This is a genomic window from Burkholderia sp. AU31652 (genome assembly GCF_002223155.1).
GTDB lineage: Bacteria > Pseudomonadota > Gammaproteobacteria > Burkholderiales > Burkholderiaceae > Burkholderia.
The window spans coordinates 28,831-42,412 of sequence record NZ_NKFG01000001.1 but is presented as its reverse complement, the minus strand read 5'-3'; the positions used below and the strand labels follow the sequence as shown (position 1 = coordinate 42,412).

Here is a 13,582-nt window from a genome sequence, read left to right as displayed (position 1 = left end):
ATGCGCGCGCGCCCTCTCCGCTCATTATTGGTTGCCCGTGCCGCCGGTCGCGCACGGGCACGCGGCCGCCAGCGCGGCGCGGCGATCATCACCGCGCTGCTGGTCGTCGCGCTGTCGGCGATCCTCGTCTCGGGGATGCTGTGGCGCCAGCAGGTGCAGATCCGCCGGATCGAGAACCAGCGCGTGATCGCGCAGGCGCAGTGGGTCGCGCGCGGCGCGCTCGACTGGACCCGGATGATCCTGCGTTCCGAAGGCGATACGGCGCCCGGCATCACGTATCTCGGCGGCATCTGGGGCGTGCCGATCGCGAAGACGAAGCTGTCGGACTTCCTCGGCCGGATCGGTGCGCCCAACGACGCCGGCGGCGAAGACACCTATCTCTCCGGCTCGATCGAGGACGCGCAGGCGAAGTTCAACCTGCGCAACCTCGTGGCGTCGCCGGCGCCCGGCGTGCTGCAGTTGAACGTCACGCAGGTCCAGGCGTTCCAGCGCCTGCTGACGACGCTCGGCTACGACGGCGCGTTCGCGAAGCGCATCGCGCTGCAGGTGCGCGCGAGCCTGCTGAATTCGGCGACGCGTTTCCAGATGCCGACGCTGCCGGGTGGCGGTACGGCGCCGCCGGTCACCGCGCCGGTGACGACCGATCAGCAAGGCGGCGGCGGCTTCACCGACGATCCCGGCATGACGGGCGGCGATCGCGGGCCCGCGCCGCTGATGATGACGGGCGTCGACAGCCTGCTCGACGTCGACGGCGTGACGCCCGAGATGGTCGCGCGGTTGCGCCCGTTCGTCACCGTGCTGCCGACTACCACGCCCGTGAACATGAACACCGCGCCGGCCGAGGTGATCGCGGCGCTGATGCCGGGGATGAGCGTATCGTCCGCGCAGGCGCTCGTGTCGCGCCGCGAGACCGTGTTTTTCCGCAACGTCGGCGACGTGCAGCTCGCGCTGCGCGGCGCCGGTGCGCCGAACGTGACGCTCGACTCGAGCGTCATCGACGTCAATTCGAGCTATTTCATCGTGCATGGCCGGATCCAGCATGACCGGGCGGAGGTTGATCGCACCTCGCTCGTGTATCGTGATCCGACCACGCACTCGACACGGGTCGTGCGCATTCGCGACCAGCTATAACGACGCCAATCGGGAGAGGAGCTCTTGTGAGCACGTTGATTGTTTCTTTGCCGCCGCGCGAGCCTGCCGTGCCGTTGCAGGAATGGCAGTGGCCCGAGCTGCCGTTCACGCTCGTAGACAAGGCCGGCCACGTGCAGCGCGCCGGACGCGCCGCGCTTGCGTTGCTGCCGCGCGCGAATGCGACCGTGCTGATCGTCGCCGCGCGCGACGTGCTGCTGCTGGCCGCGACCGTGCCGCCGCTGAAGGGACCGAAGCTGCGCCAGGCGCTGCCCAACATCGTCGAGGATCAGCTGATTCAGGATCCGCTCGGCTGCCATATCGCGCTCGATCCGGACGCGCTGCCCGACGGGCGCCGCGTGCTGGCCGTCGTCGATCGCGCGTGGTTCCGCACGATCTGCGACGCGTTCACGGCGGCCGGCCACCGGCACCTGAGCGCGGTGCCCGCGACCCGCTGCCTGCCGGCGCCGCACGTCACCGCCGCGCCGGCCGACAGCGAAGTCGATGCCGCCGCGGTTGCTGCCGACGCCGTCGAGGCGCCGCCCGCCCGTCCGGCGACGGTGGCCGCGGTGCTCGGCCTCGCGGCAGCGGTCGAGCCGGTACTCGTCGAAGCCGGCGCGCTGCCGGCTGCGGCCGGTGCGCCGCGCCTCGAACTCGCGGTCGCGCGCGGTGCGCTCGGCGAAGGCTTCGCGGCGCCCGCGTCGCGTGCTGCCGGCACACTGGCTGCGCTGGCAGGCGGCGGCGACGTCGAACTGTACGAACTCGGCGAACCGGGCGCGGAGCCGCGCCTGGCATCGGTCGGACGCACCGACGGCGGCCCGCTGCTGCCGGGCGCCGCGCCGCTGTCGTTCGACGCGTTCGCGCGGCGCGCGCTGACCGAGAAGTTCGACCTGTGCCAGTTCGAATTCGAATCGCAGCCGTGGCGCTTCGACCGCGCGACGGTGAAGCGCCTGCGCGTGCCGCTCGCGCTCGTCGCGGCGACGCTCGGCGTGGCGGTGATCGGGATGAACCTGCACTGGTGGAAGCTGTCGCGCGAGCGCGATGCGCTGTCCGCGCAGATCACCGAGACGCTGCTGTCCGCATTCCCGAAAACGACGACGGTGCTCGATCCGCCCGCGCAGATGCAGCGCCAGCTCGACCAGTTGCGTCTCGCGGCCGGCGAACTGTCGCCGAACGATTTCCTCGCGCTGGCGAGCGGGCTGTCGCGCTCGATGGGCGCACTGCCGCTGAACGGCATCGCGTCGCTCGACTATCACGACCGGCGGCTCGACGTCGGCTTCAAGCCCGAGGTCAAGGTCGATCCCGATTTCACGCAGCGCCTCGCGCGTAACGGACTGTCCGGCGAAGTCGACAGCAACACGGGCAAATGGACGATCCGGAGCCGCTCATGAAGACGGAACAACTGAACCAGACGCTGGCCCAGTTCTGGGGCGAGCGCTCCCAGCGCGAAAAGATGCTGCTCGGCTGGGGCGGCGCCGTGCTGGCGGTCGCGATCGCGTATTCGGTGCTGTGGTCGCCCGCGCAGGAAGGCCGCGCGCGGATCCAGCGCGAGCTGCCGACGATGCGCCGCGAGCTGGCGCAGATGACCGCGCAGGCGAACGAGGCGAAGTCGCTGACGGCCGCCGCACAGGGCGTGGCGCCGACCGGCCTCGCGCTGAAGGACGCGCTGACCGCGTCGCTGTCCGATCACGGGCTGCAGGGCGCGCAGGTGCAGATCGTCGGCAACGGCGTGCAGATCCAGATGAAGAACGTGTCGTTCCCGGCGTGGACGCAGTGGCTCGACGATGCGCGCCGGCAGTTCAAGGTGCAGGTCGGCGAGGCGCATGCCACCGCGCTGAAGGACGATGGTCAGGTCGACCTGACGGCCGTGATGCAACCGTCTACGCAGAAATGACGCAGTTGGACGACGCAAGTGGCGGTCGGCCGATGAGGCCGGGGATCAAGCGGCTCGCCACCGCATTGCCGTGGGTACTGGCGGGCGGCCTGGCGACGGCGGTGACGCTCGTCGCACTTGCGCCGGCCGCGTGGATCGCGCCGCAGTTCGCGCGTGCGACCGGCGGGCACGTGAATCTCGTCGATCCCGACGGGTCGCTGTGGCACGGCTCGGGCACGCTGATGCTTGCGCCGGGGGCCGACCAGAGCGCGGCGACGCTGCTGCCCGGCCGGGTCGAATGGACCACGCGCTTCTGGCCGCTGCTGACCGGGCGCGTGCAGATGCGCATGCGGCAGACCGAGGCGATGCCCGACGCGGTCACGCTCGATGCGACGTGGCGCGGCGCGGTGCTGTCGGCGGGCACGATGGCCGTGCCCGCGTCGCTGCTCGCGGGGCTTGGCACACCGTTCAACACGCTCGACCTGCAGGGCGACGTGCGGCTCGGCTGGAGCGACTGGCGCCTGATCGGCAACAACGCGTTCGGCCAGCTGACGGTGACGATCGAGTCGATGAGTTCGCGCGTCTCGCGCGTGAAGCCGCTCGGTTCGTACCGCGCGGTGCTGCAGGCGAAGGGGGCCGCCGCCGATCTCGACCTGTCGACGACGCAGGGCCCGCTGTTCCTCGACGGCCACGGCACCTTCGGCCCGGGCCAGGGCTCGTTCCGCGGCACCGCGCACTCGGCGCCCGAGCAGCAGGCGAACCTCGCGGGGCTGCTGAACCTGCTCGGTCACCCGATCGGCAACAACGAGGTATCGCTGATCTTCGGCGACGCGCAGCGCTGACGCGCGCGTCGCCCTTCCCTTCCTACTTCTGCGCGAGCGGCGCGGCGACCGCCGGTGCGGTGGCCGCGGGCGCGGCCGCACCGGACGCCGGCACCGGTGCAGGCGCCGCAACGTCGCCGTTCTCGCGCGCCATCTCCGCGACGTTCCAGCCGCCGCCGAGCGCCTTCACGAGCCCGACCGACGACGTCATCCGCTGCCCGGCGATCGTCGCGAGCTTCTGCTGTGCGGTGAACGCGGTGGTCTGCGCGGTCAGCACGTTCAGGTAGGCGACCGTGCCGGCCTTGTACTGGTTCGTGACGATCGCGAGCGAATGCTCGGCGCTGTCGACGGCCTGCCGCTGCACGTCGATTTCCTGCGCGAGGATGCGCTGCGACGCGAGGTTGTCCTCGACGTCCTGGAACGCGGTGAGCACCGCGAGGCGGTACGCGGCGACGTCCTGGTCGTAGGTCGCACGCGCGGCGTCGGTCTGCGCGGCGCGCAGACCGGCGTCGAACAGCGTGGCCGCGAGCTGCGGGCCGACCGTCCAGAAGCGCGCCGGCAGCGTGAACAGCTGCGACCACACCGAGCTCTGGAAGCCACCGGTGGCCGACAGCGTGAGCGTCGGGAAGAACGCGGCGATCGCGACGCCGATCTGCTCGTTCGCGGCCGCCGCACGGCGCTCGGCCGCCGCGATGTCGGGCCGGCGCTCGAGGATCGCGGACGGCACGTCGACCGGCGTGATCGGCGGCTCGGCGGTGAGCGGATTCGGCGGCAGCGAGAAAGTGGACGCCGGTTCGCCGATCAGCGTCGCGATCGCATGCTCGTACTGCGCGCGGGCCACGCCGTTGTCGATCGATGCGGCCTGCGCGCTCTGCAGCTGCGTCTGCGCCTGGATCACGTCCGCACGTGCGGCAACGCCCTGCGCGTACTGGTTCTGCGTGAGCTTCAGCGACTGTTCGTACGACTTCACGGTGTCGTCGAGCAGCTTCTGCAGCGTATCGGACGTGCGCAGCTGGAAATAGGTCTGCGCGAGCAGCGCCTGCTGCGACAGCCGCGCGTTCGCGAGATCGGCCGCGGCGGCCGCTTCGCCGGCACGCTGCGCGCTGACGGTGCGACTCACCTTGCCCCACAGGTCCGGTTCCCAGCTCGCGTCGAGGCCGACGCTGTAGCTGTTGTTGATCGAGCCGGACGAACCGCTGCCGAAGCTCGACGACGAACCCGACGACACCGACGTGCGCGGCGTGCGGGCGCGCGAGCCCGACGCGGTCAGCCCGACGGTCGGGAAATACGCGGCCCGCGCCTCGGTGACGAGCGCGCGCGCCTGCCGGTACGCGGCCGCCGATTGCGCGATGGTCTGGTTCGACGCGTTGAGCCTGCCGATCAGCGCATCGAGCTGCGGATCGTTGTAGACCGTCCACCACGCGCCGCGGTCGGTGCGGTCGGCGGGCTGCGCGACCTTCCAGCCGGCCGGCGCTTCCTTGTAGGCGGCGGGGATCGACGTGTCGGGCCGGTGATAGTCGGGCCCGACGGCGCAGCCGGCGAGCAGCACGGCCGTCGCGACGGCGACGGCGGCGCTCAGCGGGCGAAGGGCGCGCGGGAGGGAGGCGTACGGCATGGTGGTTTTCCTGTCTGGGCGCGACGTCCGGCGAGCGGCGTCGCGCGATGCGGTCGTCGTGCCGCTGGCGGACAAATGGTAACTGACGGCGGGAAAGCTGCGCAGCCCCAAGGGTACGGTGCACAAGGACAGGAATGTGTTACCGGCGCGAGCGGCCGGTTTACCGGCCATTACGGCCAGTTGACGGGAAGACAGGGATGCGACGCCGGCCGTGCGGGGCGCGGCCGGCGCTCAGGCGGCGCAGTCAGGAAGGCGGGAGACGCACACGGTCAGCGGTCAGTGGCAGCGCGCGGGCAGCGGCAGCGGTTCGGCGGCGGACCGCCATGTCGACGGCTCCGTCGCGGCCGGCTGGCCCGTGCGGCGAGCGCCGTCTTTCGCGTTGCGCTGCCGGCGATGATCGAACCATGCGAACCCGAGCGCCGCGAGCGAGCCGCCCGGGACCACCAGCATCGTCACGTACAGCGCGATCTTCCAGCCGCGGTGCGGCCCGGAAAACGCATGATGAGCGGTATCGGTCAGGTTGCGGCGCAGCGCGCCGGCGGCATTTTTCAGGAACAGCATCGCGAACATCCTCGGGGTGCCCGCAGCGCGGGCGCATCGGTCAGAACATAGTCTCCGGCAGTGCAACATGCACGTCGTAACTGGTTGCCTCAAATAATATTGACTATGCAATCAATTTTCAAGATACTGGGCGCGTCCAAATCTGAAACGCACTATTGCTGCGTGCGCAATCGCATGACCGGCGGCCTCTACGATCCCGAGAACATCGCGCTGGAAACGAGCCTCGGCTATTACCTGTCGAAGGCGAAGCAGGCGCTCGTCGAGCGGATGGACCGTGCGCTCGAGCCGCTCGACCTCACCGCGCAGCAGATCGGCGTGATCCTGCTGCTGTCGCGTGGCTATGCGCGCACGCCGTTCGAGCTGTCCCGCAAGATGTCGTACGACAGCGGGTCGATGACGCGGATGCTCGACCGGCTCGAACGCAAGGGGCTGGTCGCGCGCTCGCGCAGCGAGCAGGACCGTCGGATGATCGAGCTGACGCTGACCGAACGCGGCGCCGAAGCCGCGCGTGCGCTGCCGTCGCTGATCGCGACCGCGCTCAACGCGCAGCTCGACGGCTTCTCGGCCGACGAGCTCGCGACGCTCACCGGTCTGTTGCAGCGCTTCATCGCCAACGGGCCCGGCTCGGCCGGGTGCCCGAAACCCGACGACGAAGCGGACAGCTGATGTGCGCGGAGGCCCTATGTCTAGGTTAAACACTCGCTTATTTATCTGTCTGGGCAGAAGATGACAGGGCACGCGCTCCCTTTTTCCGTTGATCCGTTCCACCCGGCCGGGTTGCGCTGCGGCGCACACCCGTGCGTTGTGCCGGCGCGTCGCGCGCGCCGCGTCTAGGAGATTCCGATGTCCGCCACCACGGTATCCGCCGCCCCCGCCGCCGAACCCGCGCCGTTGTCCGGCGGTGCGCTCGCGCTGCTCACCGTCGGGCTCGCGCTCGGCACCTTCATGGAAGTGCTCGACACGTCGATCGCGAACGTCGCGGTGCCGACCATTTCCGGCAGCCTCGGCGTCGCGACGAGCGAAGGCACCTGGGTGATCTCGTCGTACTCGGTGGCGTCCGCGATCGCGGTGCCGCTCACCGGCTGGCTCGCGCGGCGGGTCGGCGAGGTGCGGCTGTTCACGCTGTCGGTGCTCGCGTTCACGATCGCGTCGGCGCTGTGCGGCCTCGCGACCAACTTCGAGACGCTGATCGCGTTCCGGCTGCTGCAGGGCCTCGTGTCGGGGCCGATGGTGCCGCTGTCGCAGACGATCCTGATGCGCAGCTACCCGCCCGCGAAGCGCGGGCTCGCGCTCGGGCTATGGGCGATGACGGTGATCGTCGCACCGATCTTCGGCCCGTTGCTGGGCGGCTGGATCAGCGACAACTACACGTGGCCGTGGATCTTCTACATCAACCTGCCGATCGGCATCTTCTCGGCGACCTGCGCGTATTTCCTGCTGCGCGGGCGCGAGACGAAGACGTCGAAGCAGCGGATCGACGCGATCGGCCTGGCACTGCTCGTGATCGGCGTGTCGTGCCTGCAGATGATGCTCGACCTCGGCAAGGATCGCGACTGGTTCAACTCGACGTTCATCGTCGCGCTCGCGCTGATCGCGGTCGTGTCGCTCGCGTTCATGCTCGTGTGGGAGGCGACCGAGAAGGAGCCGGTGGTCGACCTGTCGCTGTTCAAGGACCGCAACTTCGCGCTCGGCGCGATGATCATCTCGTTCGGCTTCATGGCGTTCTTCGGCTCGGTCGTGATCTTCCCGCTGTGGCTGCAGACGGTGATGGGCTACACGGCCGGCAAGGCCGGCCTCGCGACCGCGCCGGTCGGGCTGCTCGCGCTCGTGCTGTCGCCGCTGATCGGCCGCAACATGCACCGGCTCGACCTGCGGATGGTCGCGAGCTTCGCGTTCATCGTGTTCGCCGGCGTGTCGATCTGGAACTCGACGTTTACGCTCGACGTGCCGTTCAACCACGTGATCCTGCCGCGGCTCGTGCAGGGGATCGGCGTCGCGTGCTTCTTCGTGCCGATGACGACGATCACGCTGTCGAGCATCTCCGACGACCGGCTCGCGAGCGCGTCGGGGCTGTCGAACTTCCTGCGCACGCTGTCCGGCGCGATCGGCACCGCGGCGAGCTCGACGTTCTGGGAGAACGACGCGATCTACCACCACGCGCGACTGTCGGAATCGGTGAGCGTGTATGCGCAGAACACGACCGACTACCAGGGCGCGCTGTCGCAGCTCGGCATCGTCGGCCAGACGGCCAATGCGCAGCTCAACCAGCTCGTCACGCAGCAGGGCTTCATGATGGCGACCAACGACTTCTTCCTGCTGTCCGCGTTCATGTTCGGCGCGCTCGCGGCGCTCGTGTGGGTCACCAAGCCGAGGAAGGGGGCGGGGCCGGCGATGGGGCATTGACCGCGCGGCGGGCGGCTGTTGCGCCCGCCTCGGCGGGCCTCACTCCCTTGCCCGCAACCCACCAAACGCCAGATCGTCACCCGGCGCGATCGGCAGCGTCGCCCGCGCCACGTCGAGCCACGCGCGCGCCGCGTGCGACAGATACCCCTTCTTCAGCCAGCCGAGCGCGATCGCCCACGTGATCTCCGGCTCGACGATCGGCCGGCACGTGAACTGGCCTGCGTCGAGCCGCCGGCAATACGGCTCGGGCAGCAGCGCGATGCCGACCCCCGCATGCACGAGCGCGGCCATGAAATCCCAGTGGCCGCTGCGGCTCACGATCGACGGCGTGAAGCCGGCCTGCCGGCACGCATCCAGCACCGCGTCGTGCAGCGCGAGGCTTTCCGCGTAGAACACGAACGACTCGCGCGCGAGATCCGCGAGCGGCACGGCCGCGTGATCCTCCCAGCGCGATTCGCGCGGCGCGACGAGCCACAGCGGCGCGCGCACCATCGGCAGCCGCTCGAAGGTGCCGGGATCGACCGGCTCCAGCAGCCCGCCGAGTTCCAGCTCACCCGACGTCAGCGCGGCCTCGATCATCCGCGCGCCCTGCTCGAACAGCTTCAGCTCGATGTTCGGGTAGCGCTGCTTGTACGCGGCGATGATCGGCGTGAACAGTGAGCCGCCGAGCGGCGGGATGCCGATCGTCAGCTCGCCGCGCCCGAGCGTGCCGAGATCGTTCAGCTCCGACTGCAGCTGCGCCTGCGCGGCGAGCACGTCCTGGCCGCGCTGGAACACGATCCGCCCCGCGTCGGTCAGCACCATCTGCCGGCCGTCGCGCAGCAGCAGCGGCGAGCCGATCTCGTCCTCGAGCGCCTTCACCATCTTGCTGATGGTCGGCTGGGTCACGAACAGCTTGTCGGCGGCCGCCGTGAAACTCTGCTGGCGAACCACCTCGACGAAGTACCGCAACGCGCGCAATTCCATCGATGACTCCCCAAAGTGGTGCGGCGATCAGAAAGCGAATTCCGAATTGGAATGACAAGGATAGAGACAAGTCATTTTATTTATGGTTAGGGGAAACCCTATACTCCCACCATCAACGGAATATCTGTAGGGAGCCCGCCATGACCAAGCCGACCGCCGCACTCGCCGCCCGCCCCGCCGCTTCGGGCAGCCTGGCCCGCACGGGCCGGATCGCGCTGCAGGCCGCCGCGCTCGGTGCGCTGTGGATGGCGGTCGACTGGGCCGTGCGCAAGATCGGGCTGCCGATTCCGTCCGGCGTGATCGGCCTCGCGGTGCTCCTCGTGCTGCTGTTCTCGGGCCGCGTCGCGCCCGCATGGGTGAAGGACGGCGCGAACTGGCTGCTGTCCGACATGCTGCTGTTCTTCGTGCCGGCCGCCGTCGCGGCCGTGCAGTACGGCGGGCTGTTTCGCGAGGACGGCTGGCGCATCGCGCTGGTGATGCTCGCCGGCACCGCGTTCGTGATGGTCGCGGTGGCCGTCGCGGTCGACCTCGCCGCGAAGCTCGAGCGCCGGCTCGCCGTGCAGCGCGTGTTCGCCGAACGCCGCCGCACGCGCCTCACCGCCGCGTCCGCCCACTGAGCCGGAGCCTGCCATGCTTGCCGCATTGTCGAACCTGTCCGCCGACCAGGCGAACACCGCGATCTCGTTCGGCTGCTTCGTGCTGACGGTCGTGCTGTATTTCGCGTCGAAGCGGCTCTACGCATACAAGAAGACGCTGCTGTTCTCGCCGCTCGTGTTCGTGCCGGGCGTGCTGGTGCTGCTCGTCCTGCTGACCGGCATCCCGTATTCGGTCTACTTCCACGACACGCGCTGGCTGATGTGGCTGCTCGGCCCGGCGACGATCGCGTTCGCGGTGCCGATCTACGACTATCGCGACCTGATCCGTCGCCACTGGCTGTCGCTGTCGGTCGGCGTCGCGGTCGGGATTTGTGCAGGCGTGTGCGGGTCGCTGCTGCTCGCGAAGCTGCTGCACCTGTCGCCCGAGCTGCAGCGCTCGCTGATGACGCGCTCGGTGTCGACGCCGTTCGCGCTCGCCGTGTCGGACAAGATCCACGCGCCGAAGGATCTCACCGCGCTGTTCGTGATCGCGACCGGCATCTGCGGGATGCTGCTCGGCGAGCTGGTGCTCGCGCTGGTGCCGATGCGCACGCGGCTCGCGCGCGGTGCGCTGTTCGGCGCGGCCGCCCACGGCGTGGGCACCGCGAAGGCGCGCGAGATCGGCAGCGAGGAAGGCGTCGTGTCGAGCCTGACGATGATGATCGCGGGCGTCGCGATGGTGCTGATCGCGCCGCTCCTGACGCTGCTGCCGATCTGACCGGGCGGCGGACGCCCGCCAGGCGCCGGCGCGGCAGGCGCCGAGCGGCGGGTACGGCGCTCACGCCCCACGCCACCCACCCCACCCACCCGCTTCAACCGCCCGCCCCGGCGGCCCTTTCCGCCCCCACTTACCCTGCATCGGGCCGACACCCGGCCGACAATCGGCTGAGATAGCCGCAAATCCCCCCTCTTTTCCGCCCATCGGGCTCGGCCCGGATGCCGAACAATGCATGCTACGAGACATCACGCACGCATTCACATGGCCTCCACGACCGCAAACCCGACCGCCGACAAGCCGGCTTCCTCCGGCAAGTTCAAGCGCATCGCGCTGATCGCCGTCATCGCGCTGGGCGCGGCAGCCGCCGCAGCCGGCGGCATGTACGTGTTCCTGAGCAAGGAAGGCGTCGGCCATGCGAGCAAGCCCGCCGAGCCGGCGCCGCTGGCCGCGCCGGTGTTCTTCCCGCTCGACCCGCTGACCGTGAACCTGCAGTCCGACGACGGCGCGCAGCACTACCTGCGCGTCGGCCTGTCGCTGAAGCTCACCGACTCGAAGGCGCAGGAGCAGCTGACCGCGCGGATGCCGGAGATCCGCAGCCGGATCCTGCTCGCGCTGTCGAACAAGCATCCCGAGGAACTCGCGACGCCGGACGGCAAACGTTCGCTCGCGAAGGAACTGCGGGAGCTGATCGAGCAGCCGACGCAGCCGGGCAACCAGCGCGCGAAGGTCGACGACGTGCTGTTCACCGAGTTCGTCGTCCAGTAACGCGGCCGCGAAAGGAGCGCGTATGGGTCACGAGGAGTTCATGTCCCAGGAGGAGGTCGATGCCCTCCTTAAGGGCGTCACAGGCGAAGCCGATTCAGTCGACGAACAGCGCGACACATCGGGCGTCCGCCCCTACAACATTGCGACGCAGGAGCGGATCGTCCGCGGCCGGATGCCCGGCCTCGAGATCATCAACGACCGTTTCGCGCGCCTGCTGCGGATCGGCATCTTCAACTTCATGCGGCGCACGGCGGAAATCTCCGTCAGCCAGGTGAAGGTGCAGAAGTACAGCGAGTTCACCCGCAACCTGCCGATCCCGACGAACCTGAACCTGGTGCACGTGAAGCCGCTGCGCGGCACGTCGCTGTTCGTGTTCGACCCGAACCTCGTGTTCTTCGTCGTCGACAACCTGTTCGGCGGCGACGGGCGCTTTCACACGCGCGTCGAGGGCCGCGACTTCACGGCCACCGAGCAGCGGATCATCGGCAAGCTGCTGAACCTCGTGTTCGAGCACTACACGACCGCCTGGAAGAGCGTGCGGCCGCTGCAGTTCGAGTTCGTGCGCTCGGAAATGCACACGCAGTTCGCGAACGTCGCGACGCCGAACGAGATCGTCATCGTCACGCAGTTCTCGATCGAGTTCGGGCCGACGGGCGGCACGCTGCACATCTGCATGCCGTACTCGATGGTCGAGCCGATCCGCGACGTGCTCGCGTCGCCGATCCAGGGCGAGGCGCTCGAAGTCGACCGCCGCTGGGTGCGCGTGCTGTCGCAGCAGGTGCAGTCCGCCGAGGTCGAGCTGACCGCGAACCTCGCCGAGATCTCGTCGAACTTCGAGAAGATCCTGAACCTGCGCGCGGGCGACGTGCTGCCGCTGGAAATCGAGGACACGATCACCGCGAAGGTCGACGGCGTGCCGGTGATGGAATGCGGCTACGGAATTTTCAATGGTCAATATGCGTTGCGCGTGCAGAAGATGATCAGCGCGGGCGATTCGATGAAGGAAGGTGGATATGAGTGAGCTGAACCAGACGCCCGAGGACGACGCACAAGCGATGGCCGACGCGGCCCTCGCGGCATCGGCCGCCGCCGCACAGGCGGCACCGGCCGCGGCGGAGGAAGATCCGGGCATGGACGACTGGGCGGCCGCGCTCGCCGAGCAGAACGAGCAGCCGGTGCCGGCCGGTGCGACAGGCGCCGGCGTGTTCCAGCCGCTGTCGAAGGCCGCGGCAAACACGACGCACAACGACATCGAGATGATTCTCGACATCCCGGTCAAGATGACCGTGGAGCTCGGCCGCACGAAGATCGCGATCCGCAACCTGCTGCAGCTCGCGCAGGGTTCGGTCGTCGAGCTGGACGGCATGGCCGGCGAGCCGATGGACGTGCTCGTGAACGGTTGCCTGATCGCGCAGGGCGAGGTCGTGGTGGTCAACGACAAGTTCGGCATCCGCCTGACCGACATCATCACGCCGGCCGAACGCATCCGGAAACTGAATCGATGAACGTAGTAAAGCCCGGCCGCCGCGTGCGCGTCGCAAGCGTGGCAGCGGCTGCCGCGGCCCTTGCGGCGTCGCTTGCCTGCGTACCGGCCGGCGCCGCCGACATGAACGCGGTGAACCACCCCGGGTCGATCGCATCGAGCGTGATGGTCGGCTCGGCCGCACCGTCGCTCGGCTTCGGCGCGGTGCTGCAGACGCTGGTCGGGCTCGCGGTCGTGATCGGTCTCGTGTTCGCGTGCGCGTGGCTCGCACGCCGCTTCGGCTTCCAGCATGCCCGCCGCGGCGGCCCGCTGAAGGTCGTGTCGAGCGTCGCGGTCGGCGCGAAGGAAAGCGCGACGATCGTCGAGATCGGCGACACCTGGCTCGTGCTCGGCGTCGCGCCGGGCAACGTGCGATTGCTGCACACGCTGCCGGCCGGTTCGGCGGCGGCCCCGGTTTCCGCTGACGCGCCCGCCGGCGCCGCCCCGTCCGACGGCGGCCTGCCCGGCACGTTCGGCTCGCGGTTTCGCGACGCGCTCGCGGGCGAAGCCGCGAAGCGCCTCGGTCGCGGCAAGGACCGCTGACATGGCGCCGCGCCCTCTTTCCGACCCCGCAT

15 protein-coding genes are annotated in these 13,582 nt (G+C 69.5%); 12 read left to right on the top strand and 3 right to left on the bottom strand.

The features are described from left to right. Genes gspK through CFB40_RS00210 form a run of 4 tightly spaced genes read left to right on the top strand, consistent with a single transcriptional unit; the run spans position 1 to position 3,843 of the window. A complete protein-coding gene (gene gspK / locus CFB40_RS00225; protein ID WP_089430482.1) occupies positions 1-1,131 on the top strand; it encodes a type II secretion system minor pseudopilin GspK in 1,131 nt (376 codons plus the stop codon). Between the two features lie 26 nt (positions 1,132-1,157). After that, positions 1,158-2,519, top strand: coding sequence for a type II secretion system protein GspL (gene gspL / locus CFB40_RS00220; protein ID WP_089424126.1), 1,362 nt, complete (start codon positions 1,158-1,160; stop codon positions 2,517-2,519). After that, positions 2,516-3,022: a type II secretion system protein GspM gene (gene gspM / locus CFB40_RS00215; RefSeq protein WP_069249188.1), complete on the top strand. Its 507-nt coding sequence runs from the start codon at positions 2,516-2,518 to the stop codon at positions 3,020-3,022. The genes gspL and gspM overlap by 4 nt, the downstream gene beginning before the upstream one ends. Before the next feature lie 32 nt (positions 3,023-3,054). Then, the gene (locus CFB40_RS00210; protein ID WP_089424125.1) at positions 3,055-3,843 is read left to right on the top strand and encodes a type II secretion system protein N; all 789 of its coding nucleotides are present in this window, start codon (positions 3,055-3,057) and stop codon (positions 3,841-3,843) included. Between the two features lie 22 nt (positions 3,844-3,865). Here CFB40_RS00210 and CFB40_RS00205 read toward each other — a convergent pair whose 3' ends face one another. Together CFB40_RS00205 and CFB40_RS00200 are read right to left on the bottom strand one after the other, a co-directional pair. Then, the gene (locus tag CFB40_RS00205; RefSeq protein WP_089424124.1) at positions 3,866-5,437 is read right to left on the bottom strand and encodes an efflux transporter outer membrane subunit; all 1,572 of its coding nucleotides are present in this window, start codon (positions 5,435-5,437) and stop codon (positions 3,866-3,868) included. Positions 5,438-5,713: 276 nt separating this feature from the next. After that, on the bottom strand, positions 5,714-5,998 hold the full coding sequence (locus CFB40_RS00200; protein ID WP_011350474.1) for a multidrug ABC transporter ATPase: 285 nt from the start codon (positions 5,996-5,998) through the stop codon (positions 5,714-5,716). A 174-nt stretch (positions 5,999-6,172) separates the two neighbouring features. On the opposite strand from CFB40_RS00200, the gene CFB40_RS00195 reads away from it, so the two are divergent. Further along, on the top strand, positions 6,173-6,664 hold the full coding sequence (locus CFB40_RS00195) for a MarR family winged helix-turn-helix transcriptional regulator (protein ID WP_089424123.1): 492 nt from the start codon (positions 6,173-6,175) through the stop codon (positions 6,662-6,664). A 177-nt stretch (positions 6,665-6,841) separates the two neighbouring features. After that, positions 6,842-8,401 (top strand): DHA2 family efflux MFS transporter permease subunit, encoded by a 1,560-nt coding sequence (locus tag CFB40_RS00190; protein ID WP_089430392.1) that lies wholly within the window; start codon positions 6,842-6,844, stop codon positions 8,399-8,401. 39 nt (positions 8,402-8,440) lie between these two features. On the opposite strand, the gene CFB40_RS00185 is transcribed toward CFB40_RS00190, so the two are convergent. Continuing rightward, entirely contained in the window at positions 8,441-9,367 is a 927-nt protein-coding gene (locus CFB40_RS00185; RefSeq protein ID WP_085041246.1) for a LysR family transcriptional regulator, read from the bottom strand. A 140-nt stretch (positions 9,368-9,507) separates the two neighbouring features. Here CFB40_RS00185 and CFB40_RS00180 point away from each other — a divergent pair, with 140 nt between their 5' ends. The 6 genes from CFB40_RS00180 (at position 9,508) to fliO (ending at position 13,550) form a co-directional block, all read left to right on the top strand. Then, complete coding sequence (locus tag CFB40_RS00180) at positions 9,508-9,984, top strand: CidA/LrgA family protein (RefSeq protein WP_089424120.1); 477 nt, start codon at positions 9,508-9,510, stop codon at positions 9,982-9,984. Positions 9,985-9,997: 13 nt separating this feature from the next. Then, positions 9,998-10,720, top strand: a complete 723-nt coding sequence (locus CFB40_RS00175; RefSeq protein ID WP_039351943.1) for an LrgB family protein — start codon at positions 9,998-10,000, stop codon at positions 10,718-10,720. A 228-nt stretch (positions 10,721-10,948) separates the two neighbouring features. Next, positions 10,949-11,485 carry a flagellar basal body-associated protein FliL gene (gene fliL / locus CFB40_RS00170; protein ID WP_089424119.1) on the top strand — a complete coding sequence of 179 codons (537 nt, stop codon included), beginning with the start codon at positions 10,949-10,951 and terminating at the stop codon, positions 11,483-11,485. Positions 11,486-11,507: 22 nt separating this feature from the next. Next, positions 11,508-12,506 (top strand): flagellar motor switch protein FliM, encoded by a 999-nt coding sequence (gene fliM, locus CFB40_RS00165; RefSeq protein WP_089430391.1) that lies wholly within the window; start codon positions 11,508-11,510, stop codon positions 12,504-12,506. Further along, positions 12,499-12,990 (top strand): flagellar motor switch protein FliN, encoded by a 492-nt coding sequence (fliN, locus tag CFB40_RS00160; protein ID WP_069246732.1) that lies wholly within the window; start codon positions 12,499-12,501, stop codon positions 12,988-12,990. The genes fliM and fliN overlap by 8 nt, the downstream gene beginning before the upstream one ends. After that, a complete protein-coding gene (fliO, locus tag CFB40_RS00155) occupies positions 12,987-13,550 on the top strand; it encodes a flagellar biosynthetic protein FliO (protein WP_089430390.1) in 564 nt (187 codons plus the stop codon). The genes fliN and fliO overlap by 4 nt, the downstream gene beginning before the upstream one ends. The last annotated feature ends 32 nt before the right edge of the window (positions 13,551-13,582 follow it).

Bases quoted from the DNA above. Each gene is read 5' to 3' on its own strand.
- gspK (WP_089430482.1), top strand. From the start codon at position 1: ATGCGCGCGCGCCCTCTCCGCTCATTATTGGTTGCCCGTGCCGCCGGT.
- gspM (WP_069249188.1), top strand. From the start codon at position 2,516: ATGAAGACGGAACAACTGAACCAGACGCTGGCCCAGTTCTGGGGCGAG.
- CFB40_RS00210 (WP_089424125.1), top strand. From the start codon at position 3,055: ATGAGGCCGGGGATCAAGCGGCTCGCCACCGCATTGCCGTGGGTACTG.
- CFB40_RS00205 (WP_089424124.1), bottom strand. From the start codon at position 5,437: ATGCCGTACGCCTCCCTCCCGCGCGCCCTTCGCCCGCTGAGCGCCGCC.
- CFB40_RS00200 (WP_011350474.1), bottom strand. From the start codon at position 5,998: ATGCTGTTCCTGAAAAATGCCGCCGGCGCGCTGCGCCGCAACCTGACC.
- CFB40_RS00195 (WP_089424123.1), top strand. From the start codon at position 6,173: ATGACCGGCGGCCTCTACGATCCCGAGAACATCGCGCTGGAAACGAGC.
- CFB40_RS00190 (WP_089430392.1), top strand. From the start codon at position 6,842: ATGTCCGCCACCACGGTATCCGCCGCCCCCGCCGCCGAACCCGCGCCG.
- CFB40_RS00185 (WP_085041246.1), bottom strand. From the start codon at position 9,367: ATGGAATTGCGCGCGTTGCGGTACTTCGTCGAGGTGGTTCGCCAGCAG.
- CFB40_RS00180 (WP_089424120.1), top strand. From the start codon at position 9,508: ATGACCAAGCCGACCGCCGCACTCGCCGCCCGCCCCGCCGCTTCGGGC.
- CFB40_RS00175 (WP_039351943.1), top strand. From the start codon at position 9,998: ATGCTTGCCGCATTGTCGAACCTGTCCGCCGACCAGGCGAACACCGCG.
- fliL (WP_089424119.1), top strand. From the start codon at position 10,949: ATGCATGCTACGAGACATCACGCACGCATTCACATGGCCTCCACGACC.
- fliM (WP_089430391.1), top strand. From the start codon at position 11,508: ATGGGTCACGAGGAGTTCATGTCCCAGGAGGAGGTCGATGCCCTCCTT.
- fliN (WP_069246732.1), top strand. From the start codon at position 12,499: ATGAGTGAGCTGAACCAGACGCCCGAGGACGACGCACAAGCGATGGCC.
- fliO (WP_089430390.1), top strand. From the start codon at position 12,987: ATGAACGTAGTAAAGCCCGGCCGCCGCGTGCGCGTCGCAAGCGTGGCA.